Raw genomic sequence first — 24732 nt, forward strand, 5'->3', positions numbered from 1 at the left:
CTGCCCCCGCGTTGCGCAACGCGTACGGTAGACTGCTCGCTGGCTTTTCCCGCCCACGACACGCCCCCACGCGCCCCCTCACACGACATGGACCGAATCGATGCGATGAAGGTGTTCGTCGCCACGCTCGACGAGGGCAGCCTCGCGGGCGCGAGCCGCCGCCTGGGCCGCTCGCCGGCGGCCGTCAGCCGCGCGCTCGCGTTTCTCGAGGAACACACGGGCACCGCGCTGCTGTACCGGACCACCCGGACGATCCGCTTGAGCGAAGCCGGTGAACGTTACGCGGCAGCGTGCCGCCGCATCCTCGCGGATCTCGAGGAAGCCGACATGCTGATCGCCGACGAACGCTCGGCGCCGCGCGGCCTGCTGACGATCACCGCACCGGTCGCCGCGGGCGAAGACGTGCTGCGTGCGCTCATCGACGAATTCATCGACCGCCATCCGGCCGTGTCGATTCGCCTGCAACTGCTCGACCGTCCCGTCAGCCTGATCGACGAGGGCATCGACGTCGCGCTGCGCATCGCGCACCTGAGCGATTCGACGCTCGTCGCGATGCCGGTCGGTGCGGTGCGGCGTGTCGTCGTCGCGTCGCCGGACTACCTTGCGAACCATCCGCCGATTACCGCGCCGGCCGATCTCGCCCGGCACCGGATCATCTCGATGACGCACTTCGGGCTCGATTCGTGGAGCTTTCCGCCGTCCACGCCGTCGGCGCTGCCGCAGGTGGTCCAGTTCGCACCGCGCTTCATCGTCAACACGATCCGCGGTGCGCTCGCGTCGGCGCTCGCCGGCCACGGCGTCACGCGGCTGTTCTCGTATCACGTCGCGGAGCCGGTGCGGGACGGCGCGCTGCGCATCGTGCTGCGCGACAGCGAGCACGCGCCGCTGCCGATTCATCTGGTCACGCCATACGGACGCCTGTCGGTGCCGAAGGTGCGGACGTTCGTCGATTTCGCCGCGCCGCGATTGCGCGAGCATTTCGCGCAGCTGGCGGCCATCACCGATGGAGATTGAATCGCATTGCGGAAGAATGGCTTCCGTGCCGCATGGATTCTCCCGATACTCGGTTCAATCTAGACTTCCTTCAACCGGCGGATGCGCGTGCATCCGCCCAGCGAATGGGAGGTCTCCATGCAACAAGCGCTTCTCGACCGGCCGCACGCCCCCGCGTTCAACGTGTGGCGCGGCACGGTGTCCGGCGCCAGTGCGAGCCTGATCGGCATCGGCCTGGCGCGCTTTGCGTACACGCCGCTCTTGCCGGCGATCATCGGTGCGCACTGGTTTCCGGCGTCCACCGCCGCGTATCTCGGGGCGGCCAACCTCGGCGGCTATCTGGCCGGCGCGCTGGTCGCCGGCACGCTCGCGCGCCGCGCCGGCTCGACCGCCGTGCTGCGCGCGATGATGCTGCTCGCGACGCTCGCATTCGTCGCGTGCGCGGCGCCCGTGTCGTTCCTGTGGTTCTTCGTGTGGCGGTTCGCGTCCGGCCTGTCGGGCGGGGCGCTGATGGTGCTCGCGGCGCCGGCGATCCTCACGCACGTGCCGCCGTCGCGGCGCGGTTTCGCGAGCGGCGGCATCTTCACCGGGATCGGGCTCGGCATCGCGGCATCGGGCACGATCGTGCCGATCCTGCTGCGGCAGGGGCTCACCGTCACGTGGCTCGGGCTCGCGATCGTGTCGCTGCTGCTGACCGCCGTCGCGTGGCGCGGCTGGCCGGCCGACGACGCACAGCCCGCAGCCGCCGCGGCGCATGCCGCGCACGCGCGCAACCTGCCGGCCGGCAGCCTGCGCGCGCTGTACGTCGAATACGGGCTCAACGCGGTCGGGCTCGTCCCGCACATGATCTTCCTCGTCGACTACGTCGCGCGCGGACTCGGCAAGGGCGTCGACGCGGGCGCGCAGTACTGGGTGCTGTACGGCCTCGGCGCGATCGTCGGGCCGCTCGCGTGCGGGCATCTGGCCGACCGTGCGGGCTTCGGCCGCGCACTGCGGATCGCATTCGCGATCGAAGCCGTCGCGGTCGCGCTGCCGCTGCTCGGCCTGGGCCCGGCCGCGCTGATCGTGTCGAGCCTGCTCGTCGGCGCGTTCACGCCCGGCATCGTGCCGCTCGCGCTGGGCCGCGTGAGCGAGCTGCTCGCGCATCATCCGTCGGTCGCGAAGCGCGCATGGCGCAGCGCGACGACCAGCTTCGCGATCATGCAGGCGGTCGCCGCCTACGGTCTGTCGTACCTGTTCGCATCGAGCGGCGGCCGTTACGAAGCGCTGTTCGGCGTCGGCACCGCCGCGCTGTTGCTGGCGCTCGCGGTCGACGTGATCTCCTCGGCGAGGGCGCGATGAGCACGACCGCCCACGCACCGGCCGCCGCACACGCCGGCCGCCCGAGCGCCGGCTACGCCGAACGCAATGCGCGCTACTGGCGCCGCAATCTCGCCGTGTGCGTGTTCGGGTCGTTCACGACGCTCGTGAGTCTCAGCATGCTGCTGCCGTTCCTGCCGCTGTACGTGCGGCAGCTCGGCGTCGACGCGCAGTCGGCCGTGATCCAGTGGTCGGGTGTCGCGTTCGGCGCGACGTTTCTCGGCACGGCCGTCACCGCACCGCTGTGGGGCCGCCTCGCGGATCGCTTCGGCCGCAAGCCGATGCTCGTGCGCGCGGCGCTCGGGATGGCCGTCGTGATGTCGCTGATCGGCGTCGCGCACAACGTGGTGGAACTCGTGGCATTGCGGCTGATCGCCGGGCTCGTCGGCGGCTATGCGTCCGCGTCGACCGTGATGGTCGGCACCCAGGCGCCGCGCGAACGCGCGGGCTGGGCGCTCGGCATCCTGTCGACCGGCGCGCTCGCGGGCAATCTCGTCGGGCCGCTGGTCGGCGGCCTGCTGCCGGGCTGGCTCGGCATTCGCGGCACGTTTTTCGCGGGTGGCGCGATGATCGCCGTCGCCGCGCTGCTGACGATCGTCGTCGTGAAGGAGGACTTCGATCCGGCCACCGACGCGCACGCGCGGCACGCGCGCGCAACGTCGGCGAACCCGGCCCGGCGCACCGATCACGTGGCGGTCGCCGCGCTGCTCGTGACGGCGATGATGGTGCTGCTCGCGAACATGTCGATCGAGCCGATCATCACGGTCTATATCGGCGGGCTCGGCGTGGACGGCAGTCATCTGGCGCGCGTCGCCGGCGTCGTGATGGCCGGCTCCGCACTCGGCAGCATGCTGACCGCCGCGCGGCTCGGCGCGCTCGCCGACCGGATCGGCAGCTGGAACGTGATCGTCGGCTGCCTGCTGCTGACCGCGCTCGCGATGCTGCCGCAGGCGTTCGTCACGCACTGGTGGCAGCTCGCCGCGCTGCGCGTGCTGATGGGGATGACGCTCGCCGGGTTGCTGCCGTCGATCGGCAAGCTGGTCCGGCAGTCGGTCGACGAGCGCGCGACGGGCCAGATGCTCGGCTACCTGCAGTCCGCGCAGTTCGGCGGGCAGGTGATCGGCCCGGTGATCGGCGGCCAGATCGGCGTCGCGCTCGGCCTGCATTCGGTGTTCTTCGTGACGGCCGCGCTGCTGGCGGCCTGCGCGGCGCTCGCATATCGGGTGCGCAGCCGGTAGAAGCGCTGCGCGCTGACCCGCGGGCGGCGCTCTGGCGTAGCATGGGCGCAGTTGCGGGGCGGCCGGTTCGCACGCCGTGCGGAGGCGACGCCGCAACCACGCGTCGCGACGGCCGCGTCGTCGTTTGGTCAGCCGCCGTACCCGGCACCGCTTTCGCATTCGCATTCGCATGACAGGGTCCACGCGACGCACCGCGCACCCGCGACGTCGCCGGACCCACCCAAGCCGCTTCGGCCGGCAGCCGGCCCGAGCCTTCCGATCCCGGACGTTGCAGGAGGCAACGACATGAATCGACCGACCGACAACCGGACGCTGCTGCGCACGCTCGGCGTCCGCACTCCGATCATCCAGGCGCCGATGGCCGGCGTCAGCACGCCCGCGCTGGCGGCTGCCGTGTCGAACGGGGGCGGGCTCGGCTCGCTCGGCGTCGGCGCGACGAACGCCGACGGCGCGCGCAAGATGATCCGCGACACGCGCGCGCTCACCGACCGGCCGTTCAACATCAACCTGTTCTGCCACCAGCCGGCGCGGGCCGATGCCGCCGTCGAACGCGCGTGGCTCGAGTGGCTCGCGCCGGTGTTCCGCGAATACGGCGCGACGCCGCCGGCGGCGCTGTCGGAGATCTACACGAGCTTCGTCGCGGACGATGCGATGCTCGCGATGTTGCTCGAGGAAAAACCGGCGGTCGTCAGCTTTCATTTCGGGTTGCCGTCCGACGAGGCGATCGCGATGTTGAAGCGCGCCGGCATCACGCTGTTCGCGTCCGCGACGCATCCCGACGAAGCCCGGCAGATCGCCGCGGCCGGCATCGATGCGATCGTCGCGCAGGGCATCGAGGCCGGCGGGCATCGCGGCGTATTCGACTCGACGGCCCACGACGACCGGCTCGGCACGTTCGCGCTGACGCGACTGCTCGTGCGCGAATGCGCGCTGCCGGTGATCGCCGCCGGCGGCATCATGGACGGCGACGGCATCGCCGCGGCGCTCGCGCTCGGTGCGCAGGCCGCGCAACTCGGCACGGCGTTCGTCGCGTGTCCGGAAACGTCGATCGACGACGGTTATCGTCGCGCGATCCTCGGCAATGCGGCGCGCCGCACGACCTTCACGACCGCGATCTCCGGCCGCGTCGCACGCGGCATCGCGAACCGGCTGACCGCGCTCGGCGACGATCCGCACGCACCGGCGACGCCCGCCTATCCGATCGCGTACGACGCCGGCAAGGCGCTGCATGCGGCCGCGAAGGCGGAGGGCGAGTTCGGCTACGGCGCGCAGTGGGCAGGGCAGGCGGCGCCGCTCGTGCGGTCGCTGCCGGCGGCGGAACTGTTCGCGACGCTCGAGCGCGAGACGCGGGCGGCCATCGCGCGGCTGCAGCACGCGCTGGACTGAGTGCCGGATCACGCGGCGCGCGGCTGACGTGCCGGAAGGCGCTGAAATCCGCACCGTTCGCGACAAAATTGCAATGCTCTGTGTCTGCGCACCGCGCGGATACAGAGCGATACAACGCGTCCGCCCGGGTTCGTTATAAAGCAGACATCACCTCTCGAGGAGCACGACATGTCTGCTACATGGTTCAACGGATCCTGCCATTGCGGCGCCGTGAAATTCCAGGTCCGGACCGCGCTTGCGCCGGCCGTTCGCTGCAACTGCAGCCTTTGCCGCCGTCGCGGCGCGCTGATGAGCCCGATGTTCCCCGCCGCCGACCTGAAGATCGTCGCAGGCGAGGACGCGCTGACGACCTACCGTTTCAACACGCGCACGGCCCGTCACTTTTTCTGCAGCCGGTGCGGCGTCTACCCGTTTCATCAGACGCGCAAGGATCCCGCGTGCTGGCGCGTCAATCTCGGCTGCCTCGAAGGCGTCGATCCGTATGCGCTCGATGCGACCGTCGCCGACGGCGCGAGCCTGTCCGTCGTGGAGGATGCATGAAACGCTGGCTGACGATCCTGCTGTTCGCCGCAGGCGGCCTCGCGACCGAAATCGCGCATCCGGTGCAGTGTTCGCTGCTGTCGATCAGCCGGCAACGGCACGGCGAGCGCCGGGGCCGGAACGACGGCGATCGAGCCTGAGCGTGAGCGGGCATCGCACGCGTCGCATGCCGTCGATCGGAAGCGATAATCAAGCTTCCGATAAGATCGCATGCGATATATAATGCATTCATCTGCGACACGCTCCCGTGTCGATGGAGGATGCTCATGAAACCGACCGAAACCCAATCGCCCGCCACGCCGAAGCTGTCCGAGTTCCTGTGCTTTGCGATCTACTCGACGAACCTCGCGTTCGGCAAGGCCTACAAGCCGATCCTCGAGGAGCTCGGCCTCACGTACACGCAATACATCACGATCATTGCGCTGTGGGAGGAGGGCGACCAGACGGTCGGGCAGCTCGGCGAAAAGCTGTTCCTCGAATCGAACACGCTGACGCCGATCCTGAAGAAGCTCGAGGTGATGGGTTATCTGGAACGGCACCGCGATCCGTCGGACGAGCGCCAGGTGGTCGTGAGCCTGACGAAAAGCGGTCGCCGCGTGCGCGAGAAGGGGCTCGACATGAATCTCGTCGAAGCCACCGGGCTCAAACCCGACGAATTCGCGAAGATGCAGAAGGCGATCGTCACGCTGCGCGGCAACCTGATCGATTCGATCGACGAGTAAACCACGAATAGCCTGGCCGCCGGCTCGATGTCGAGCCGGCGATGCGATTGCAGCCGGCTTCCTCCACGATGTCCATGCTTTTCCGGCCGTCCGGACCGACTTTTGCAATGCTGCGCTCGGTTGCTTACGGGTGACGCTCGGGCTGGCCCGTCCCGGTATCCTCACGCCCCAACACCAGCAATTGCATGTCGCGACGGATCGCGAAACCGAGTGCCAGATAGCGCTCGATTGCGACGCGATTCGACGACAGCACATGCAGAAACGGCGTTTCCGCCCGCGCGCGAATCCGCGCGATCAATGCGCGGATCAGTCCGGCCGCGAGGCCCTGGCCGCGAAAGGCGGGATCCACGCACACGGCGCTGATCTCCGTATGGCCGCCGGCAGTCAGTCGCTGACCGGCCATCGCCACGAGCCGTCCTTCTCTCCGTACACCGAGATAGCCGCCGAATTCGATCGTGCGCGGGCCGAACGGACCCGGCTCCGTCGCCGCGATCAGCTCGAGCATGGCCGGTACGTCGACTTCGGTCAGCCGGACATGCTCCAGCGGCTGCGCATCGTCAGGCGTTCCCTGCCAGATCATCTGATGCAGCACCGCGCGCCGGACCACGGAACATCCGGCCGGCGTCGGGATCTCGTCAGGCGTGACCAGTGCCGCGGGCCCGTGCGTGTCGATCAATGCGCGCAACGCGTCGAAAGCGGCGGGGCTGCGCTCGGCGAGGCCGACAAACGGCGCGAGTTCGGGAGGAAAGCGCCGCGCGCGCTCGTCGCCGAGCGCAAAACGCTGCTGCTCGCCGGCGAGCGCATGCCACACGGCGTTGTCGAGCGGATGCGCTCCGCTTCCTTCGTTCCCCGTCGTTGCTTGCCGCATTGCCTGCTCCCTGATTGAAGGTCGTTCGTCGCACAGCATAGACGCGATCGTCCATTCAGGTCTCAGACGAACAAAAAGCGCATGCGATTATATCGCATACGCTTTATTTGATGGATGACGTCGTCGATTGCGGCGCGGTGCTCAATGACCGAAGTAGATCGAGCGCTCGGCCGTGCGAACGACGTTCCGGCTGCCGGCTTGAGTCGCGCCGTCCGCGTCGCTGCCGAAACCGGATGCATCGGTATCGGCAGCTGTCGCGGCGTTGTCGCGAACCCGCTTCAGCGCGGTCTGCAGATTCTCCGGATAGTTCGGATCGTTCGGGCGATTCGGCAGGTAGCCGGCCTTCTGGAGCGCGGCCAGTTCCGCCCGCACCTGCGCGCGCGTGACGGTGCTTTCGGTCGCGAATGCCGGTGCGGCAGCGGAAACGGACACGGCGACGAGCAGGGCAGCAATCAGTTGGGTCTTCATCATTTACCTCGACAGAAAAGAGTGATCGGAGTGTGGGCGTCGCACGCCGGCAATCGGCGCCGATCGCGGTTTCATTCAATGGCCGAAGTAGATCGAGCGCTCGGCGACACGCGTGACGAGACGGCTGCCCGACTGCGTGCCGGCTGCCGCGTCGCTGCCGTAACCGGACGTCGCCGTATCGGCTGCGGCTGTGTCGTTCGCATGGATACGCGTCAGCGCGGCCTGCAGGTCGTCCGGATAGTGCGGATCGTTCGCGCGGCTCGGCACATAGCCGGCTTGCTGCAGCTGGGCGAGCTCGGCACGCACTTGCGCACGCGTCACGACGGCTTCATTGGCAAAGGCGGGTGCGGCAACGGCGGCGGATACGGCAACGAGCAGGGCGGCGATCACTTGGGTTTTCATCATTTACCTCGACAGATTCAATGGAAAGAAACGGGGCGTTCAGGCGTGTGCGGCATGTCGGCGCGATTCGTCCGGAATCGCGGATCGCGCTCAACGACCGAAATAGATCGAACGCTCGGCCATCTGCACGACCACGCGTCGGCCCGACTGCGTCGACGCGACTGCGTCGCCGCCGTAGCCCGCGTTCGACGGTGCGTTGGCCACCGCGTCGTCCGCATGGATCTGCGTCAGCGCGGCCTGCAGGTTGTCCGGGTAGGTCGCGTCGCTGGCGCGGTTCAGCGGGTAGCCGGTCCGTTCGAGCTGCACGAGTTCGGCGCGCACTTGCGCACGCGTCACGACGGCGTCACTGGCGAAGGCCGGCGCGGCAACGGCAGCGGACACGGCGACGAGCAGGGCGGCGATCAGTTGGGTCTTCATCATTTACCTCGACAAGAAAATGGCAGGAGATTCGGGAGGGCGGCCCCTGGCCGCCCGATTCAACGTTCAGACGATGCGGATTTCGACGTCGATGTTGCCGCGCGTCGCTTTCGAGTACGGGCAGGTCTGATGCGCGGTGTCGACGATGTGCTGCACGACGTCACGATCGAGCCCCGGCGCGCTCACGTTCAGGCGGGCCTGCAGGAAGTACGCGTTGCCGCCCATGCCCAGGTCCACTTCCGCGTCGACCGCGAGATCGGCCGGCAGCGTCACCTTCGCCGCACGTGCCGCGAGCTGCATCGCGCCGATGAAGCAGGCCGACCAGCCGGCCGCGAACAGTTGTTCCGGATTCGTGCCGGTTCCGGCGGTGCCCGGCGACGACAACTGGATGTCGAGGCGACCGTCGGAACTGCGCGCCGCGCCGTCGCGGCCGCCGGAAGTCGTATGCGTCTTGCCCGTGTACAGCACTTTTTCGATCTTGCTCATCGTTCACTCCGTCAGGTTGGAAGGTTCTATCTAATGCGATTCGATCGCATGCGATGCAGTTTGGTCGAGACGCCGGCCCTCGTCAAGCGGATTCGATTAAATCGCATGCGATATTTTGTATTTCAATGTATCTGGATCGTGTACGGCCTTGCCAGGCAAGGATGTGCGGTGTTCCATCCCTTATATCGAAAAGATCGCGTCGCGCGACATTCCGGGTGCGGACAGGGCGGCCGCCGTCGGAACGGCGGCTGCCCGCGCAACCGCAACGCGGCTACGCCGGCCGGATTTCGGCGATCGCGACCAAAATCACGGCTGCGTCGGCCGGCAACTGGCGCTGGGAAAACGCCGAGCGCGCATGCCCGGCCTTGTCGCCCAGCACGGCGGCGAACAGGTCGGATGCACCGTCGATAACGGCCGGCTGGCCGAAAAAGCCGTCCGCCGACGCAACGTGCCCCTCGACACGCACGATGTGATGCAGGCGGTCGAACCCGCCGAGGTGCTTGCGGATCTGCGCAAGCACGTTCAGCGCCGCGAGTTGCGCCGCATGCCGCCCGTCGTCGACGCTCAGCCGTTCGCCGACGCGGCCTGTATAGGCAACCTTGCCGTCGACGAGCGGCAGTTGTCCGGAGATGAACAACAGGTTGCCGGCTTCGCTGACGGCCGTGTAGCTGCCGAGCGGTTGCGGCGGTTCGGGTAACGTGAGGCCGAGTTCGGCCAGCTTCTGTTCGATCGTCATCGCTTGCTCCTTCGCGGAAGATTGTGTGGCGCCCAGGCTCGGAAGATTCACTCGCATGGGTCTCTGGCAGTCACTCTAGTAATGCGGTCGACGCCGGTAAATATCGTTCGCGCAATTGAATCGACACGTGATGTAACGAATCGCGCGCGGCGCAATGTGGCGCGAACGGTTGCCGGCGACGGTCGTCGGTACGCTGGTTTCCCGGCCGGGATTCATGCACACTCGCTGCTTCAGCGTCACGCGACGAAACGGCGCGCGCCGGCTCGCCGCGAGCGCGATTCCGTGATGCCTACGTTCGCGTTGCCCACGCCACGCACGAAGCAGCAGGAGCGCCCCATGCAGAGAAAATTCGACGACCTGCTGCTCGGCAGCATCGAGCTGTTCTGCCTGGCCGCGGAACTCGGCAGCTTCACGCTCGCGGCGACGGCTGCGAGCGTCACGCCGGCCGCGGTCAGCCGGTCGGTCGCGCGCCTCGAGGAGCGTCTCGGCGTACGCCTGTTCGTACGGACGACACGGCAGATCCGCCTGACCGATTCCGGCCGGCGCTATTTCGAGCAATGCCGTGATGCGCTATCGCAGCTCGTCGACGCGGAGCGCGAAGCGACGGGCCAGCAGGCCACGCCGGCCGGCGTGCTGCGCATCAGCATGCCGACGCCGTACGGACACTATCGCGTGCTGCCGCTGTTACCCGCGTTTCGCGAGCGATATCCGGACGTGCGCGTCGAAACGCATCTGAGCAACCGCAACATCGACTTCGCCGAGGAGGGTTTCGATCTTGCGATCCGCGGCCGCGCGCCGGCGGATTCGAGCCTGGTCGCGCGCAAGCTGGAGGATGCGGAACTCGTTGTCGTCGCAACGCCCGGCTACCTGAAACGCGCCGGCGTGCCGCGCGCCGTCGACGATCTGCACGCGCACGAATGCATCCAGTTCGAGCTGCCGAGCAGCGGCCGGCCGATTCCATGGTTGTTCAACGACGGCTCGGCGGAAATCGACGTCGCGACGACCGGCGGCTACGGCACGTCGGGCGACGTCCTCGCCGGCGTCACGCTCGCGCGCAGCGGTGCGGGCCTGTTCCAGACCTATCGCTTCATCGTCGACCAGGATCTGCGCGAGGGCACGCTCACGGAGGTGCTGTCCGGCCAGGGCGGCCGGTCGCGGCCGTTCATGCTGCTGTATCCCCACGCGCGCTATCTGTCTTCGCGCGTGCGCGTGTTCGTCGACTTTCTCGTCGAACATCTGCAACAGGCGCCCGGCAAGCGGGCGCGCTAGGCGCGTCCGGGGAGAATGCCGGCAACGGGGCAGAGCGGGGCGCGAATGGCGCGGCAGCGCCGTTGCCGGACCGCCGCTCACCATTTGCCCCCTTTGCCCCGGCGCAGTCTCCCATCGTCGCCGCTCAATGCCCGGCGCTCTGGCCGCCATCCACGTGCAGGATCTCGCCGGTAACGAACGGCGCCGAATCGAGATACAGGATCGCGCCGACGATGTCGCTCATCTCGCCCATCCGGCCGACCGGATGCAGCGAGGCGAGCGTCGCGTGCGTGTCGGGCGCATGCATCGGCGACTTGATGATGCCGGGGGACACGGCGTTCACGCGGATGCCGGCCTTCGCGTACTCGATTGCGAGCGACTTCGTCGCCGCGTTGAGTCCGCCTTTCGTCAGCGATGCAAGCACCGACGGCACGTTGCTGTTCGCGTGGTCGACGAGGCTCGTCGTGATGCTGACCACGTGTCCGCCGCCGTTGCGCTGCATCGCCGCGATCGCGCGCTGCGTGACGTGGAAGAACCCGTCCAGGTTCACGCGGGTGATGGTCGCATAGTCGTCCGCGGTGTATTGCGTGAACGGCTTCGCGATGAACACGCCGGCGTTGTTGACGAGCGTGTCGACCCGGCCGAAGCGCTCGAGTGCGGTATCGACCACCCGCCGCGCGACAGCCGGGTCGCCGATGTCGCCCGCGACGGTGACCAGATCGGGATCGTCCGACGCGCCGATCGAACGGGACGTCGCGACTACCCGATGACCGTGGGCGCGGAATGCGTTGACCGTCTCCGCGCCGATGCCTTGCGATGCGCCGGTGACGATGATGACTTTGGATGTGCTCATGATATGCCTCGACAGGTGACTGGTTTTCGGCGTTGGTGCCGACCGGATCGATGAATCCGATGGACCAGACTTTAGGCGCGTCGGGCCGGAGTTCGAACACCCGCCGTGGACCAACAGTCTTGCGTCGCGGGAACAAATGCGGGAAAGAACGGGGCGGCCGCGACGGCGATCGTTGCGGCGGAAGGGGAATCGACGCGGCTGCGAACGAAGCTTCGAGCGAGGCTGCAATCGTGGGCGACACCGCGCGTCGAATCGCTGTGAAATCCGGGATTCGTGCGAGGAAGTGCTGTCAATGCCGCGCGATGGTGTGCTCGGACACGTCGGGTACTTCGATGGTTTATCAGATCTATCCGGATAACTTTTCTTATCACAATAGCATCGATATGAATCGAAACCGGCGAGTACGAAAACGCGTCTGACCTGACCTGCATACGCTTCCTGTGCCTTCCGCGGCTCAGGCTTGCTCATCTGCTGGCGCATCGAATGGAACTGCAATCACGGCAACGGTCCGTACGTCTCCGTTTTCTCGCTTACGTCGGCCGCCGACTCAAGCCTCGGAGAACAGTCGGGCAAGGTGCGGTTCGAGATCGGAGAGAGCATCTGCGTGCCGATCTCCGAGCCGGTCTGGCGTCGAGGGCTTGGGTTCCGCGACCAACCTGGCCGATGTCTGACCGACCCGATACCGCGGCAGATCGATGGACGACGCCTTGATCATCGCCATCGAGTTGCTGCACATCGCATTCCGTGTGCGCTTTGGACGAAAGACCGAATCCCCCCGGGCAATCGAGTCGCCCGTCAGAATGCAAACCCCGTCCTCTCGGGCAATCACTCTCCGCCAGGTCTGTTCGCCATATCGACACGCCGTCGAGCTGCTCCACGAGATGAGAACGGTGTCGGTTGACGGGCGCTCGAGAATCACAATGCGGACGGCCCCCAGGTTTGAGTGGCTCATGCACGCACGCTCAGCCACTCCCGGAAAGGGCAGTGCGGCCGGAGGCGATCGCAGGGCGTCGAGAATCCTGTCCCAGCGATGCCGGTCGCTGATGCCGTTCGTGACATCGTCGGTACCTGGAGTGTTTTCCATAGCTTCATGATCGCCATTGGATAAGCGTCAAAGGCGACGTCGGCGTGAACCCGGCGTGTGCGATCGTGCTGACGCCGATCCCCGGCCACGCACCGTTCAACGAACGAAAAACGCGTGAAAAGCGGGAGAGGGAGGTGACCCGCGAATGCGGGTCACACTTGCAAAGTACGGGCGTCGACGTTTCGTGTCGGTGACTTCGGTCGTCACGCTTCAACTGGACGTGAGGACACACTGAAGCGTGAGAAATCCAGAACGACCGTCACGCTTGTTTCGTCGATTTTGAGGCCGACCGTGCGTGCGCGGTTTCGCGAACCTGCGTCATCGCATGCCGCCACTGGCGACGATATGCTCGCCCGTCAGCCACTTTGCGTCGTCGGACGCGAGGAAAACCGCAATCGACGCAACGTCGTCCGGTCTGCCCACGCGCCCGAGCGGCGTCTGGCTGACCGCCGAACTCTCGAACTCCGATCCGATCACCCCGGCGCTTTGTGCGCCTTCGGTCACGATCACGCCGGGATTGATCGTATTCACGCGAATGCCTCGCGGCCCGAGTTCACGTGCGAGCGCGCCCGTGATGGAATCCACCGCGCCTTTCGTGCCGCTGTAGACGGCAGTCGTCGCCGGTGTGAGCGTCGAGACGACCGAACTGACATTGATGATGCTGGCGCCTTCGCCCAGGTGCTGGACAGCGGCCTGTGTGGTGAGCAGGACGCCGAGCACGTTGATGTCGAACTGCCTGCGGTATTGCGCTTCCGTGAACGCCTCGATCGGGGCGAACTCGTAGACGCCCGAGTTGTTGACAAGGATGTCGAGGCGGCCATACGTTTCGATCGCCGCATCGACGATGCCTTTCGCATCGGCGGCCTTCGACACGTCACCTCCGACGGCAACCGCTTTTCCTCCGGCCGTGGTGATGGCAGACACGACGTCGTCCGCGCCCGTCTTGCTGCTTGCGTAGTTCACTACGACCGACGCGCCCTCTGCTGCGAGCGCCTTGGCGATGGCGGCACCGATACCCTTCGACGCACCGGTTACGACGGCCACTTTCCCTGCAAGCTTGCCCATGATGTTCACCTCAGTGTGAATGATTCCGTTGATGGACACCGGCATGCCGTCTCGCCCAATGCGATCGCCGGTGTTTTCTGCCTATGCGGACCTGCGTACGATCGCGATCGAGTGGCGCGGCGCGACTGGCCGGGCATCGATGCGCGGGACACGGCATCTTCAACCCGGCCATGCCGAATTACGGATGACGGAACAGAAATTCCCCCGATGGAAATGAGGCTCCTTGTCGACGATCACGTCGGCTTTCACGTTGCCGAACGTGGTTTCCGGCTTGTGCCTGATGCCGTCGTAGAACGCCTGAATGATCTCTTCCTTGAAGTGCGGCGGGCGCGGATGCGCATGCGTCACGGCTTCGCGTTCCTCGTGCGTGAACGCGTGGTACGACAGTCCGAGCACATCCATCTCGACCCCGGCGGTCACCAGCGCGACGACCGGATGCATATGGCGCGGAATGCCGGGCGTGGTGTGCAGCGCAATCGCCGTCCAGACGAGATCGATGTCGGCCGCGTTGATGCCCCGGCCCGAGAGAAAGTCGCGGGCCGCATTGGCCCCGTCGACTTCGAAGCGTTCGGTGGCGCTGCTGTACGCTCCGGTGAGGCCGACGTCATGAAACATGGCACCGGCGTACAACAGTTCCGGATCGAATTTCAGGCCGCGGCGCACGCCCTCGAGCGCGCCGAACAAATATACGCGGCTCGAATGATGAAAGAGCAGCGGGGTGGACGTGTCGCGCACGAACTCGGTAATTTCCCGTGCAAGCTGACTGTCGGGCACCGCGACATCCTGAATGAACTCTGGCATGACGGTCCTCCATCGAAATGTGAGCGGACGCCGGCGTCGTCGCGGACGCCGCACGCGAATGGCTGGCTACTTCGCTGCAGTCGTCGCCCCGATTTTCGCCAGGGCCTCGCGAACACCCGCGCCGTAGTTGGAGTCGGCCTTCGTGCAATTGAGGATGTGGCGTTCCTGGATATGCGCCTGAACCGAGGCCATCTGGCGGGCGGTGTTGTCGAACAGCAATTGTTGCTGCGCCTGACTCATCAGGCGAAACAGGTTTCCTGGCTGCGCGAAGTGATCGACGTCCACGCGGTGGTCCCAATGCGCAGCGTCGCCTTCGATTCGCAGCGGCGGCTCGTGAAGATCGGGCCGCACTTCCCACTCGCCGGAACTGTTCGGATAGTAAGAAGGCGTGCCGCCGAGGTTGTCGTCGGTGCGCATGGCGCCGTCGCGGTGGTAGCTGTGGAAGGGGCACTTCGGCGCATTGACGGGAATGTGATTGAAGTTCACACCCAGCCGATACCGTTGCGTGTCGCCGTAAGAGAACAGACGTGCCTGCAGCATCTTGTCCGGCGAAAAGCCGATGCCGGGCACGACGTTCGCGGGCGAGAAGGCCGCCTGCTCAACCTCGGCGAAATAATTGCCCGGGTTGCGGTTCAATTCGAGTACGCCGACCTCGATCAACGGGAAATCGCTTTTCGGCCAGACCTTGGTCAGGTCGAACGGATTGAACGGCAGAGACCTGGCCTCGTCGTCGTTCATCACCTGAATGAAGAGCGTCCAGCGCGGGAAGTCGCCGCGCTCGATGCTTTCGTAAAGATCGCGGCCATGCGTTTCGCGGTCCTTGCCCACGAGCTGTTCGGCTTCGCCGTCCGTCAGATTCGCGATGCCTTGCTGCGTACGGAAGTGAAACTTTACCCACGTCCGCCGATTGTCGGCATCGACCAGGCTGAACGTATGGCTGCCGAAACCATGCATGTGGCGATAGCTGCGCGGAATGCCCCTGTCGCTCATGACGATCGTGACCTGGTGAAGCGCCTCCGGCAAAAGCGTCCAGAAATCCCAGTTGCTGTTTGCGCTGCGCAGTCCCGTGCGCGGGTCGCGCTTGATCGCGTGGTTGAGATCGGGAAAACGCAGCGGATCACGGAAAAAGAACACGGGCGTGTTATTGCCCACGATGTCCCAGTTTCCTTCTTCCGTATAGAACTTCACCGCGAAGCCGCGGATGTCGCGCTCGGCATCGGCGGCGCCGCGCTCGCCGGCGACCGTCGAAAATCGCATGAATACAGGCGTTGCCTTGCCGATTTCCGAAAAGAGTTTGGCCTTGGTGTAGCGCGTGATGTCGTGCGTTACCGTGAATACGCCGTGCGCGCCCGATCCTTTGGCGTGCATGCGTCGTTCGGGAATCACCTCGCGGTCGAAGTGCGCGAGTTTCTCGATCAGCCAGATATCCTGCAGCAGCGCGGGGCCGCGCGGGCCGGCCGTTTCGATGTTCAGATTGTCGGCAACGGGCGCGCCCGTTGCGTGATCAAGACGCGTAGACGTATCGCGGTTTTTCATGCCTCGACTCCAGGAGGGTTGGGCGGACCGGCGCAGCGCCATACCGTTCAAGGCTGGCGGCCGCGCGAAACTTTACGGGCAAATCAGCGTGCTATCCCGGCGGGTGCGGTGAAAAGAAACGGCCATACCGCGACGGCCACCCGCTCGATCCGTGACGAGCCGCGCAGGCATCGACGAGTCGATGTGAGACAAGCGTACCTGTCGGGTGCCAGAACGATCTTGTATAAAACAACGATTCGATGGACGAATCGCGGACGGCCGTCGGACACCGGGGCAGTGGTTGAACTCGGATCAGAGGCGGTGGTGCGTCGCGCGTCGACGCATATCGAGCGGGCGTGCAAGCGCCGATAACGACGTTCGCACCTGTCCGGCGCTATCGGTTCCGCTGCGCCCAGTCTTTCGGCCCGCACCCTTCGAGGCGCGAGAACACGCGCGAAAAATGACTCTGGTCGAAAAATCCGCAGTCCGATGCGATGCTGGCCAGGCTCGCATCTGTTTCCCGCAACAGCGATTTCGCGCGCTCGATGCGGCGCTTGAGCAGCCACTGATGGGGTGTGCTGCCGGTCGTCTGCTTGAAGGCTTCACCGAAATAGCTGGTGGAGAGATTGCACTCGCGCGCGAGATCGGCAATCGAAGGATTGTCGTGCAGGTGGGACGCGAAATAATCTTCGATGCGCCGCATCTGCCACGGAGCGAGGCCGGAGCGGCGCGGCCGGAGCGCCGGACCGGCTCGGCCATATCGTGTGACGACGTGTTCGCAAAACGCCAGCGCGAGATAATCGATGAACAGCGCACTCGTCAGGTCGGGCTGCTGCAGGACCGCCTGCAGCGTATGCGAAAGACTGAACAGCACCGGGTCGCTGGCGCCGAGATGCGGCTGCACGAGTCCGCCTATGCGCCGGCGCCGCTTTTGATCGGTGAATTCCTCGATCGCGCTCTGGGCCAGATAGAGCCGCATGGTATCGAACGGCATGTCGAGACGGCGCGTCGGGCTCGAGCGCAGGTCGAGCAGAAAGCAACTGCCGGGACTGCACGACGCGGAAGCATCGAGGTTACCGCCTGAATAACGGAGGCCGGGATCGGGGCTCAGTATCAGCGGCATCTGAAAGACAAAGGCTTCCTCCGGTTGCGGCGTGAGCGAGCGCCCCGGTTGAGGCCGGGGGTTGGTCAGCCGTGTGAACGAGATAGGCTGCCCGTGGGAGAAAACGCCGGCCCGCACGGTGGGCGCATCTCGCAGTAGAAACCGTTTGGCGAGGGCGTCGTCTGCAACGGGTTGCCCGAAATCGACGTGATTCCTATCGTTCATTCATCGCGCCTTGGAGTGCGCCCGTACAGGCGTCGTGTGCCTTTACCCGACGGCGGGTTCAAATGAAAACAGGCCCAATTTAGCGCAATTCGATGACTGGCGCGCGACTGGTGTCGTGACGCGCGAGACGCTCTCCGATCGCGGGCGCGACGCGCACGTCAATGGTGCGGTGCGCGATTGCGCGAACCAGGAACGTGCGCAGGCGCCATTGCGCGCGCCAGTGCAGGGCGGCGGCGTCAGCGTGAGCTCAGCGTCGTCTGCGCATCGTGCGATGCCGGGTCCCAGCCGCCGCCGAGCGCCTTGAACGTCGAGATCGCTGCACGAGCGGATTCCGTCTGTGCCTGTGCACGCGCGTCGGCGGCCTGGAGCAGGGTCTCGTTGGCGTGCAATACGTCGATGAAACTCGCCGCACCGCTGCGGTACGCGGTCATCGAGGAATCCTTGGCGCGGGAAAACGACGACTCGGCATGCGACAGCGTGGCAGCCTGCGCCTCTCGATTCACCAATGACGAGAGCGAGTTTTCGACGTCCTCGGAGGCGCGGAGCACGGCCTGCCGATATGCTGCGAGCGCCTGCGCGTCGGCGCCTTTCGCCGCGTCGACATCGGCACCGATGCGCGCGAAATCGAACAGTCGCCAGCGCAGCCCGACGAGGCCGGCCGCCTGGTTGGCGCCGCCCGAGAACAACGTACCGGCGGCGGCCGAGGTCGCGCTGCCGAGGAAGGCGTTCAGCGAGACCGTCGGGTAGTACTCGCCGATCGCAGCGCCGATGCGCGCATTGGCGGCGGCGAGGTGACGTTCGGCGGCGATCAGATCGGGACGTCTTTGCAGCAGATCGGCTGGCGTGCCCATTTCCGCGAGCGCCGGCGCGACGGGGATCGGGGAAGGCGAGCCCAGCTCTGCGCGGTGCGTGCCAGGAGGTGTACCGAGCATCACGTCGAGGGCGTTCGACGCCGCATCAAGCGCCGCGAGGAGGACGGGCACGCTGGCCTGCACCTGGTCGAGCGCACCTTGCGCCTGCTGAACCTGATAGTCGGCTGCCGCGCCCTTCGAATACAGGAGTTTCACGTCTGCGAGAAGCGCCTGCTGCGTCTGCACCTGCCGGGTCGCGATATCCAGACGGGCCTGGAGGCCTCGGATCGTGACGTAGATATCGGCAGTCTGGGCCGCGACGGCAAGCCGGGTAGCAACTGCCGCCGCCTGCGTTGCCGAGTAATCGGCGAGCGCGGCTTCACGCTGCCGGCGCAGACCGCCAAAAATGTCGATCTCCCAACCGGCCTCCAGGTTGGTTTCGTACGCGGTGCCCCAGCGCTCGTACCCCGGCGTGGCATTGAGCACTCGCCCCAACGGCGTATCGACAGACTGATAGGCTCGTGCCGCCGACGCGGAAACCGAGGCCGACGGCAGGAGCGCCGCGTTGGCCGTGCCGAGGCGCGCGCGCGCCTGAGTGATTTGCGCGACGGCCTGGGCCAGGTCCAGGTTCTGGGCCAGCGCCAGCGAAACGTAATGCGCGAGCAGCGGGTCGTCGAAGCTTTTCCACCATGCGGACAGGTCGGCAACCGGCGCCTTTGCCGCGCGGGCGGGCGGCTGGGTCATGTAGTGCTGCGCCAGCGGCGCATCCGGGCGGTGGTAGTCGGGACCCACGGCGCACGCCGAAAGGGCGGCGACGCTAGTCAGGAGAACAAGTGGACGGCGCAAGGGCATGATCATCTCGGGAGCGACAACGGGAGAGGAAATATAGTGACCAATATACAATATGGTCACACGTTGTCAACTGACGAGCGTGGGACTAAGCTTGACGCATGAACAAACCGACTCCCTCCACCTCTTCGTCCCGTGGCCCCTCGGACCACGAAGTTCGCGCCCAGATCGTCGACGCCGCAACGGAATACTTCAGCCGCTACGGCTACGAAAAAACCACGGTCTCCGACCTCGCGAAGGAAATCGGGTTTTCAAAAGCCTATATTTACAAGTTTTTCGACTCCAAACAGGCGATCGGTCAGGTCATCTGCGCCAATCGGCTCGCCGCGATCGTGGCCGCAGTCAGCGAAAATGTCGACGGCGCGCACGGTGCAACCGAGAAATTTCGCCGTATGTTCAAGACCTTGCTTGCGTCTGGAAGCCAGCTTTTCTTCCAGGATCGCAAGCTCTACGATATCGCCGCCGAGGCGGCCGCATCGCCCTGGCCCTCCGTCAAAGGCTACGAGGACCAGATCCGGCAACTCATCGCCGATATCCTGCGACTCGGACGCGAAACCGGCGAATTCGAACGCAAGACGCCGCCGGACGAGGCGGTGAATGCGATCTTTCTGGTGATGAAGCCTTACTTCAATCCGTTGATGCTCCAGTACAACCTCGATGGTGCGGAAGAGGCGACGGCCCAACTCGCGAACCTCGTCCTCAGAAGTCTCGCTCCATGAATCGCGCAGTGACTATTGACTGATTTGGTCACTGGTATCAGAATGAGGTCTCCTGTTCTTTGCGAGAGGGGACCTCATGTTCCGGCGCCATCGTCTTGTCTACACATTGGGCCTGGCTTCGCTTGCGCTCGCAGCATGCGGCGAGCATCCGGCTGCTGATCCGCGTACCGAAGCGCCACTTGTGCGTACAAGCGCCGTTCACGGCGCGGCGGGTACGAGCCGGTCGTTTTCGGGTGTCGTGGGCGCCCGCGTTCAGAGCGATCTCGGTTTCCGCGTTCAGGGTAAAGTCATCGAGCGACTGGTCGACGCGGGCCAAACGGTCAAGCGCGGCCAGCCGCTGATGCGCATCGATCCAATCGATCTGGGGCTGCAGGCCCGTGCGCAGCAGAAACTCGTGGACGCTGCGCAGGCGCGCGCGACGCAGACGGCTGCCGACGAGGCGCGGTATCGGGATCTCGTCGGGGCGGGCGCGGTGTCGGCATCGACCTACGACCAGCTCAAGGCGGCCGCCGATTCCGCCAGGGCCCAGCTCGTCGCAGCGCAGGCGCAGGCCGTGCTCGCCAACAATGCTTCCGGATACGCCGTCGTCATGGCGGACGCCGACGGCGTGGTGGTCGAGACGCTGGCGGAGCCGGGCCAGGTCGTTGCGCCGGGACAAATCGTCGTGCGGCTCGCGCATGCCGGCCCCCGCGAGGCCGTCGTCCAGCTTCCCGAGACGCTGCGTCCTGCCTCCGGCTCGATTGCCGCGGCGACGCTTTACGGCGCGGACCAGAAGCCCGTTCCCGCCGTCCTGCGCCAGCTCTCCGATTCTGCCGATCGGCTGACACGGACCTACGAGGCCAGATACGTCCTCGAGGGCGCGCTCTCGAATGCACCGCTCGGCGCGACCGTGACCATCGATCTCGCCGGCGATGCCGGCCAGACACAGGCCGGCATGGTGGTGCCGGTCGGCGCCTTGTTCGATCCGGGCACGGGCACCGGCACCGGCGTCTGGACCGTCGATCGATCTCAATCGCGTGTGACCTGGCACAAGGTTCGTGTCACCGCATTGAGCGACGACAGTGCGACGGTGACTGGCGATCTTCGCGAAGGCGACCAGGTCGTCGCGCTCGGTGCCCAGTTGTTGCACGACGGAGAGCGCGTGCGTCTCGCCAACGACAAGCTGGCCGCGGCATCCGTCTCCACGCAAGGAGCAGCGCAATGAGCGGCTTCAATTTGTCGGCTCTTGCGGTGCGGGAGCGCTCGGTCACGCTGTTTCTGATCATCCTGATTTCGATCGCCGGCGTGATTGCCTTCCTGAAACTGGGGCGGGCCGAAGATCCGCCATTCACCGTCAAGTCGATGACGGTCATTACGGCATGGCCCGGCGCGACCGCGCAGGAAATGCAGGACCAGGTGGCCGAGCCGCTCGAAAAGCGCATGCAGGAGCTGCGCTGGTACGACCGGACCGAGACCTATACGCGTCCGGGGCTGGCCTTCACCACCGTGACCTTGCTCGACAGTACGCCGCCCGCGGACGTGCCCGAGGAGTTCTATCAGGCGCGCAAGAAGCTGCACGACGAAGCGGGCAACCTGCCGCCCGGCGTGATCGGCCCGCTCGTCAATGATGAGTACTCCGACGTAACGTTCGCGCTGTTCGCGCTCAAGGCGAAAGGGGAGCCGCAACGCTCGCTGGTGCGCGACGCCGAGGGGTTACGCCAGCGGCTTCTTCATGTGCCGGGCGTCAAGAAGGTGAACATCATCGGCGAGCAGGCGGAACGGATCTACGTGTCGTTTTCGCACGACCGGCTCGCGACGCTCGGCGTGACCCCGCAGGAGATCTTTGCCGCGCTGAACAACCAGAACGTTCTGACGCCGGCTGGTTCGATCGATACGGCGGGCGCGCAGGTCTTCGTTCGTGTCGAAGGCGCCTTCGACAAGCTGCAGACCATCCGTGACACGCCGATCGTCGTTCAGGGCCGCACACTGAAGCTCTCCGATGTGGCGACCGTCGAACGCGGTTACGAAGACCCGGCCACGTTCCAGATTCGCAACAAAGGCGAACCGGCGTTGCTCCTCGGCGTCGTGATGCGGGACGGCTGGAACGGGCTCAACCTCGGCAAGGCGCTCGACGCGGAAGTCGCATCGATCAATGCCGGGCTGCCGCTGGGCGTGAGCCTCACGAAGGTGACCGACCAGGCCGTCAACATCCATTCGGCCATCGACGAATTCATGGTGAAGTTCTTTGTCGCGCTGCTCGTTGTGATGGTCGTGAGCTTCGCGAGCATGGGATGGCGCGTCGGCATCGTCGTGTCGGCGGCGGTGCCGCTGACACTCGCGGGCGTCTTCGTCGTCATGGCCGCAACGGGCAAGAGCTTCGACCGCATCACGCTCGGTTCGCTGATCCTCGCGCTCGGCCTGCTCGTCGACGACGCGATCATCGCCATCGAAATGATGGTCGTGAAAATGGAGGAGGGCTATAGCCGCGTCCAGGCGTCAGCGTACGCCTGGAGCCACACGGCCGCACCGATGCTGTCGGGCACGCTGGTCACGGCGGTCGGCTTCATGCCGAATGGCTTTGCGCGCTCGACGGCCGGCGAATACACCAGCAACATGTTCTGGATCGTCGGCATCGCGCTGGTCACCTCGTGGATCGTGGCCGTCGTCTTCACACCGTATCTCGGCGTCAAGCTGTTACCCGACATTGCCGTGATCGAAGGCGGCCACGAGGCGATCTACAACACGCCGAACTACCGGCGCTTTCGCCGCTTCCTCGGGCGCGTGGTCGCGCGCAAGTGGATGGTCGCCGGGATCGTGGTCGGATCGTTCGTGGTCGCCGTGATGGGCATGGGGCTCGTGAAGAAGCAATTCTTCCCGACTTCCGATCGCCCGGAAGTGCTCGTCGAAGTGCAGATGCCCTATGGGACTTCGATCGAGCAGACCGCGTCGGCAACGGAAAAAGTCGAGGCATGGCTCGCGAAGCAGCCGGAAGCAAAGATCGTGACCTCGTACATCGGGCAGGGCGCTCCGCGCTTCTATCTGGCCATGTCTCCGGAGTTGCCGGATTCGTCCTTCTCGAAGATCGTGATCCGCACGAATGACGAGCGACAACGGGAAGCGCTCAAATTCCGTTTGCGCAAGGTCATCGCGGAAGGGTTGGTGCCCGGGGCGCAGGTTCGCGTCACGCAGCTGGTGTTCGGCCCTTACTCGCCTTACCCCGTTGCGTTCAGGGTCATGGGCCCGGACGCCCAGACGTTGCGCACCATCGCCGCACAGGTCGAACGGACCATGAACGCCAGCCCGATGATGCGAACGGTGAACGCCGACTGGGGGCCGCGCGTTCCCACCGTGCATTTCACGCTCGATCAAAATCGTCTCGGGGCGTTTGGACTGACGTCCAGCTCGGTCGCGCAACAACTGCAATTCCTGCTGACCGGCATTCCCGTCACGCACGTGCGCGAGGACATTCGTTCGGTGGAGCTTGTCGCGCGTTCGGCGGGCGACATCCGGCTCGACCCGCAACGGATCGACGGATTCACGCTGATCGGCACCGCAGGGCAGCGGGTGCCGCTCTCGCAGGTCGGCAAAGTCGACATCCGCATGGAGGATCCGATCCTGCGCCGGCGCGATCGAACGCCGACGATCACCGTGCGCGGCGATATCGCCGAAGGGTTGCAACCGCCCGATGTGTCGACCGCGATGCTCGCGCAGCTTCAGCCCATCATCGCGAAGCTGCCGGGCGGCTACCGGATCGAGGAGGCCGGCTCCATCGAGGAGGCCAACAAGGCGACAACTGCGCTCGCGCCGCTGTTCCCGATCATGATCGCGCTGACGCTGCTCATCATCATTTTTCAGACGCGCTCGATTTCCGCCACGATGATGGTGTTCGCGACCAGTCCGCTGGGATTGATCGGTGTGGTGCCAACACTCCTGCTGTTCAATCAGGCCTTCGGCATCAACGCATTGGTGGGACTCATTGCGCTCTCCGGCATCCTGATGCGCAACACGCTGATCCTGATCGGCCAGATCGAAGAGAACGCGCGCGCGGGCATGACGCCGTTCGATGCGGTGGTGGAGGCCACGCTGCAGCGCTCGCGGCCCGTGATCCTGACTGCGGTCGCCGCGATGCTTGCGTTCATTCCGCTTACCCATTCCGTGTTCTGGGGCACGCTGGCTTATACGCTTATCGGAGGAACATTCGCCGGAACGATCCTGACGTTGGTGTTTCTGCCAGCTATGTACTCGATCTGGTTCAAGATCCGTCCCGGGGCAGGGGAAAACAATCCTGCGCTCGAACCCAGTGCCAGCGTGACGACGTAGGCATGTGCGCCCCGGGCGATGACGGTCTCGCCCGGGGCGTCGATGTGAACCGGCAACGACGCGTCCGGACGGAAGGCAACTCCGCCGTGGCATTCCGGGAGCTTCTCGCAGGCCAGCGTCGGGTCAAAATCGGCGTAGCGATCACGGATGATCGACAGTGCCCGGTCAGCCGTCGTGCTGTCCAATCGATTGTTGCCGGGCTTCGCGCGTCGTTGAGACACGAGACCTTGCGGCCCGTGCTCACGCAATCGGCCGACCAGTCGCCGAATCTGCCGCGTTGTCAGCCCGAGTCGCTCGACCGCGCGCCACGGCTTGAGCTTGCCGTCCGCCACGTCCTGAATGACCTTGAATCGGTCCAGCTCGCGCATCGTCATCGTGATCCGCTCCGTTGCAGTCATCGCAGCCTCCGACGCCGGACACCCGGCGGCCGGACAGCTTACGCGCCCCGAAAGCGGACATTTCTATGTAGCCAAAAGCGGACATTTCAATCTAGCCACCACAACCAA

The 24732-nt window shown here is 65.7% G+C and carries 24 protein-coding genes and 1 pseudogene; 11 read left to right on the forward strand and 14 right to left on the reverse strand.

All coding sequences use genetic code 11. The features are described 5' to 3' along the window. The first annotated feature begins 87 nt into the window (after window positions 1–87). The 7 genes from NQV17_RS17720 (at window position 88) to NQV17_RS17750 (ending at window position 6238) form a co-directional block, all read left to right on the forward strand. A complete protein-coding gene (locus NQV17_RS17720) occupies window positions 88–1014 on the forward strand; it encodes a LysR family transcriptional regulator (RefSeq protein WP_257773229.1) in 927 nt (308 codons plus the stop codon). A gap of 117 nt (window positions 1015–1131) precedes the next feature. Then, complete coding sequence (locus NQV17_RS17725; RefSeq protein WP_257773230.1) at window positions 1132–2334, forward strand: MFS transporter; 1203 nt, start codon at window positions 1132–1134, stop codon at window positions 2332–2334. Further along, window positions 2331–3590: an MFS transporter gene (locus NQV17_RS17730; protein ID WP_257773231.1), complete on the forward strand. Its 1260-nt coding sequence runs from the start codon at window positions 2331–2333 to the stop codon at window positions 3588–3590. The genes NQV17_RS17725 and NQV17_RS17730 overlap by 4 nt, the downstream gene beginning before the upstream one ends. 285 nt (window positions 3591–3875) lie before the next feature. After that, the gene (locus NQV17_RS17735; protein ID WP_257773232.1) at window positions 3876–4976 is read left to right on the forward strand and encodes a nitronate monooxygenase family protein; all 1101 of its coding nucleotides are present in this window, start codon (window positions 3876–3878) and stop codon (window positions 4974–4976) included. Between the two features lie 168 nt (window positions 4977–5144). Further along, a complete protein-coding gene (locus NQV17_RS17740; RefSeq protein ID WP_044843515.1) occupies window positions 5145–5516 on the forward strand; it encodes a GFA family protein in 372 nt (123 codons plus the stop codon). Then, window positions 5513–5656: a hypothetical protein gene (locus NQV17_RS17745; RefSeq protein ID WP_185500367.1), complete on the forward strand. Its 144-nt coding sequence runs from the start codon at window positions 5513–5515 to the stop codon at window positions 5654–5656. The genes NQV17_RS17740 and NQV17_RS17745 overlap by 4 nt, the downstream gene beginning before the upstream one ends. Window positions 5657–5782: 126 nt before the next feature. Next, window positions 5783–6238 carry a MarR family winged helix-turn-helix transcriptional regulator gene (locus tag NQV17_RS17750; protein ID WP_257773233.1) on the forward strand — a complete coding sequence of 152 codons (456 nt, stop codon included), beginning with the start codon at window positions 5783–5785 and terminating at the stop codon, window positions 6236–6238. A 124-nt stretch (window positions 6239–6362) separates the two neighbouring features. Here the strand turns inward: NQV17_RS17750 and NQV17_RS17755 are convergent, their stop codons facing one another. The 6 genes from NQV17_RS17755 to NQV17_RS17780 form a co-directional block, all read right to left on the reverse strand. Further along, complete coding sequence (locus NQV17_RS17755) at window positions 6363–7106, reverse strand: GNAT family N-acetyltransferase (protein ID WP_257773234.1); 744 nt, start codon at window positions 7104–7106, stop codon at window positions 6363–6365. A gap of 141 nt (window positions 7107–7247) precedes the next feature. Next, the gene (locus tag NQV17_RS17760) at window positions 7248–7577 is read right to left on the reverse strand and encodes a DUF4148 domain-containing protein (RefSeq protein ID WP_257773235.1); all 330 of its coding nucleotides are present in this window, start codon (window positions 7575–7577) and stop codon (window positions 7248–7250) included. Window positions 7578–7649: 72 nt separating this feature from the next. After that, on the reverse strand, window positions 7650–7976 hold the full coding sequence (locus NQV17_RS17765; protein WP_257773256.1) for a DUF4148 domain-containing protein: 327 nt from the start codon (window positions 7974–7976) through the stop codon (window positions 7650–7652). A gap of 90 nt (window positions 7977–8066) precedes the next feature. After that, complete coding sequence (locus NQV17_RS17770; RefSeq protein ID WP_257773257.1) at window positions 8067–8393, reverse strand: DUF4148 domain-containing protein; 327 nt, start codon at window positions 8391–8393, stop codon at window positions 8067–8069. A 66-nt stretch (window positions 8394–8459) separates the two neighbouring features. Beyond that, window positions 8460–8879 (reverse strand): organic hydroperoxide resistance protein, encoded by a 420-nt coding sequence (locus NQV17_RS17775; RefSeq protein ID WP_124485459.1) that lies wholly within the window; start codon window positions 8877–8879, stop codon window positions 8460–8462. 271 nt (window positions 8880–9150) lie between these two features. Further along, complete coding sequence (locus NQV17_RS17780; protein WP_257773236.1) at window positions 9151–9615, reverse strand: RidA family protein; 465 nt, start codon at window positions 9613–9615, stop codon at window positions 9151–9153. 336 nt (window positions 9616–9951) lie between these two features. Here NQV17_RS17780 and NQV17_RS17785 point away from each other — a divergent pair, with 336 nt between their 5' ends. Next, entirely contained in the window at window positions 9952–10884 is a 933-nt protein-coding gene (locus NQV17_RS17785; protein WP_257773237.1) for a LysR family transcriptional regulator, read from the forward strand. A gap of 124 nt (window positions 10885–11008) precedes the next feature. On the opposite strand, the gene NQV17_RS17790 is transcribed toward NQV17_RS17785, so the two are convergent. The 7 genes from NQV17_RS17790 to NQV17_RS17820 form a co-directional block, all read right to left on the reverse strand. After that, complete coding sequence (locus tag NQV17_RS17790; protein WP_044843508.1) at window positions 11009–11716, reverse strand: SDR family NAD(P)-dependent oxidoreductase; 708 nt, start codon at window positions 11714–11716, stop codon at window positions 11009–11011. A 547-nt stretch (window positions 11717–12263) separates the two neighbouring features. After that, complete coding sequence (locus tag NQV17_RS17795; protein ID WP_257773238.1) at window positions 12264–12800, reverse strand: DUF3331 domain-containing protein; 537 nt, start codon at window positions 12798–12800, stop codon at window positions 12264–12266. A 318-nt stretch (window positions 12801–13118) separates the two neighbouring features. Further along, window positions 13119–13865, reverse strand: coding sequence for a glucose 1-dehydrogenase (locus NQV17_RS17800; RefSeq protein ID WP_257773258.1), 747 nt, complete (start codon window positions 13863–13865; stop codon window positions 13119–13121). Between the two features lie 159 nt (window positions 13866–14024). Next, entirely contained in the window at window positions 14025–14666 is a 642-nt protein-coding gene (locus NQV17_RS17805) for an HD domain-containing protein (protein WP_257773259.1), read from the reverse strand. Between the two features lie 66 nt (window positions 14667–14732). Further along, window positions 14733–16202, reverse strand: coding sequence for a catalase (locus NQV17_RS17810; RefSeq protein WP_257773239.1), 1470 nt, complete (start codon window positions 16200–16202; stop codon window positions 14733–14735). Window positions 16203–16575: 373 nt separating this feature from the next. Further along, entirely contained in the window at window positions 16576–17508 is a 933-nt protein-coding gene (locus NQV17_RS17815) for an AraC family transcriptional regulator (protein ID WP_257773240.1), read from the reverse strand. 236 nt (window positions 17509–17744) lie between these two features. Further along, entirely contained in the window at window positions 17745–19211 is a 1467-nt protein-coding gene (locus tag NQV17_RS17820) for an efflux transporter outer membrane subunit (protein WP_257773241.1), read from the reverse strand. Between the two features lie 98 nt (window positions 19212–19309). Between NQV17_RS17820 and NQV17_RS17825 the strand changes: the two genes are divergently transcribed. The 3 genes from NQV17_RS17825 (at window position 19310) to NQV17_RS17835 (ending at window position 24226) form a co-directional block, all read left to right on the forward strand. Beyond that, window positions 19310–19927 (forward strand): TetR/AcrR family transcriptional regulator, encoded by a 618-nt coding sequence (locus NQV17_RS17825; protein ID WP_044843507.1) that lies wholly within the window; start codon window positions 19310–19312, stop codon window positions 19925–19927. A gap of 76 nt (window positions 19928–20003) precedes the next feature. Further along, window positions 20004–21131 (forward strand): efflux RND transporter periplasmic adaptor subunit, encoded by a 1128-nt coding sequence (locus NQV17_RS17830; protein WP_257773242.1) that lies wholly within the window; start codon window positions 20004–20006, stop codon window positions 21129–21131. Beyond that, on the forward strand, window positions 21128–24226 hold the full coding sequence (locus NQV17_RS17835; protein WP_257773243.1) for an efflux RND transporter permease subunit: 3099 nt from the start codon (window positions 21128–21130) through the stop codon (window positions 24224–24226). Before NQV17_RS17830 ends, NQV17_RS17835 begins: the two co-directional genes overlap by 4 nt. Before the next feature lie 83 nt (window positions 24227–24309). Here NQV17_RS17835 and NQV17_RS17840 read toward each other — a convergent pair. Continuing rightward, window positions 24310–24624: pseudogene (locus NQV17_RS17840) on the reverse strand (helix-turn-helix domain-containing protein); the annotation flags it as partial. Between the last annotated feature and the right edge of the window lie 108 nt (window positions 24625–24732).

This window comes from Burkholderia sp. SCN-KJ (assembly GCF_024656005.1).
Taxonomy (GTDB): Bacteria; Pseudomonadota; Gammaproteobacteria; order Burkholderiales; family Burkholderiaceae; genus Burkholderia.

What these genes read in the sequence shown, in the direction of transcription:
- NQV17_RS17720 (WP_257773229.1), top strand. Translation starts at nt 88, where the DNA reads ATGGACCGAATCGATGCGATGAAGGTGTTCGTCGCCACGCTCGACGAG.
- NQV17_RS17725 (WP_257773230.1), top strand. Translation starts at nt 1,132, where the DNA reads ATGCAACAAGCGCTTCTCGACCGGCCGCACGCCCCCGCGTTCAACGTG.
- NQV17_RS17730 (WP_257773231.1), top strand. Translation starts at nt 2,331, where the DNA reads ATGAGCACGACCGCCCACGCACCGGCCGCCGCACACGCCGGCCGCCCG.
- NQV17_RS17735 (WP_257773232.1), top strand. Translation starts at nt 3,876, where the DNA reads ATGAATCGACCGACCGACAACCGGACGCTGCTGCGCACGCTCGGCGTC.
- NQV17_RS17740 (WP_044843515.1), top strand. Translation starts at nt 5,145, where the DNA reads ATGTCTGCTACATGGTTCAACGGATCCTGCCATTGCGGCGCCGTGAAA.
- NQV17_RS17745 (WP_185500367.1), top strand. Translation starts at nt 5,513, where the DNA reads ATGAAACGCTGGCTGACGATCCTGCTGTTCGCCGCAGGCGGCCTCGCG.
- NQV17_RS17750 (WP_257773233.1), top strand. Translation starts at nt 5,783, where the DNA reads ATGAAACCGACCGAAACCCAATCGCCCGCCACGCCGAAGCTGTCCGAG.
- NQV17_RS17755 (WP_257773234.1), bottom strand. Translation starts at nt 7,106, where the DNA reads ATGCGGCAAGCAACGACGGGGAACGAAGGAAGCGGAGCGCATCCGCTC.
- NQV17_RS17760 (WP_257773235.1), bottom strand. Translation starts at nt 7,577, where the DNA reads ATGATGAAGACCCAACTGATTGCTGCCCTGCTCGTCGCCGTGTCCGTT.
- NQV17_RS17765 (WP_257773256.1), bottom strand. Translation starts at nt 7,976, where the DNA reads ATGAAAACCCAAGTGATCGCCGCCCTGCTCGTTGCCGTATCCGCCGCC.
- NQV17_RS17770 (WP_257773257.1), bottom strand. Translation starts at nt 8,393, where the DNA reads ATGAAGACCCAACTGATCGCCGCCCTGCTCGTCGCCGTGTCCGCTGCC.
- NQV17_RS17775 (WP_124485459.1), bottom strand. Translation starts at nt 8,879, where the DNA reads ATGAGCAAGATCGAAAAAGTGCTGTACACGGGCAAGACGCATACGACT.
- NQV17_RS17780 (WP_257773236.1), bottom strand. Translation starts at nt 9,615, where the DNA reads ATGACGATCGAACAGAAGCTGGCCGAACTCGGCCTCACGTTACCCGAA.
- NQV17_RS17785 (WP_257773237.1), top strand. Translation starts at nt 9,952, where the DNA reads ATGCAGAGAAAATTCGACGACCTGCTGCTCGGCAGCATCGAGCTGTTC.
- NQV17_RS17790 (WP_044843508.1), bottom strand. Translation starts at nt 11,716, where the DNA reads ATGAGCACATCCAAAGTCATCATCGTCACCGGCGCATCGCAAGGCATC.
- NQV17_RS17795 (WP_257773238.1), bottom strand. Translation starts at nt 12,800, where the DNA reads ATGGAAAACACTCCAGGTACCGACGATGTCACGAACGGCATCAGCGAC.
- NQV17_RS17800 (WP_257773258.1), bottom strand. Translation starts at nt 13,865, where the DNA reads ATGGGCAAGCTTGCAGGGAAAGTGGCCGTCGTAACCGGTGCGTCGAAG.
- NQV17_RS17805 (WP_257773259.1), bottom strand. Translation starts at nt 14,666, where the DNA reads ATGCCAGAGTTCATTCAGGATGTCGCGGTGCCCGACAGTCAGCTTGCA.
- NQV17_RS17810 (WP_257773239.1), bottom strand. Translation starts at nt 16,202, where the DNA reads ATGAAAAACCGCGATACGTCTACGCGTCTTGATCACGCAACGGGCGCG.
- NQV17_RS17815 (WP_257773240.1), bottom strand. Translation starts at nt 17,508, where the DNA reads ATGAACGATAGGAATCACGTCGATTTCGGGCAACCCGTTGCAGACGAC.
- NQV17_RS17820 (WP_257773241.1), bottom strand. Translation starts at nt 19,211, where the DNA reads ATGCCCTTGCGCCGTCCACTTGTTCTCCTGACTAGCGTCGCCGCCCTT.
- NQV17_RS17825 (WP_044843507.1), top strand. Translation starts at nt 19,310, where the DNA reads ATGAACAAACCGACTCCCTCCACCTCTTCGTCCCGTGGCCCCTCGGAC.
- NQV17_RS17830 (WP_257773242.1), top strand. Translation starts at nt 20,004, where the DNA reads ATGTTCCGGCGCCATCGTCTTGTCTACACATTGGGCCTGGCTTCGCTT.
- NQV17_RS17835 (WP_257773243.1), top strand. Translation starts at nt 21,128, where the DNA reads ATGAGCGGCTTCAATTTGTCGGCTCTTGCGGTGCGGGAGCGCTCGGTC.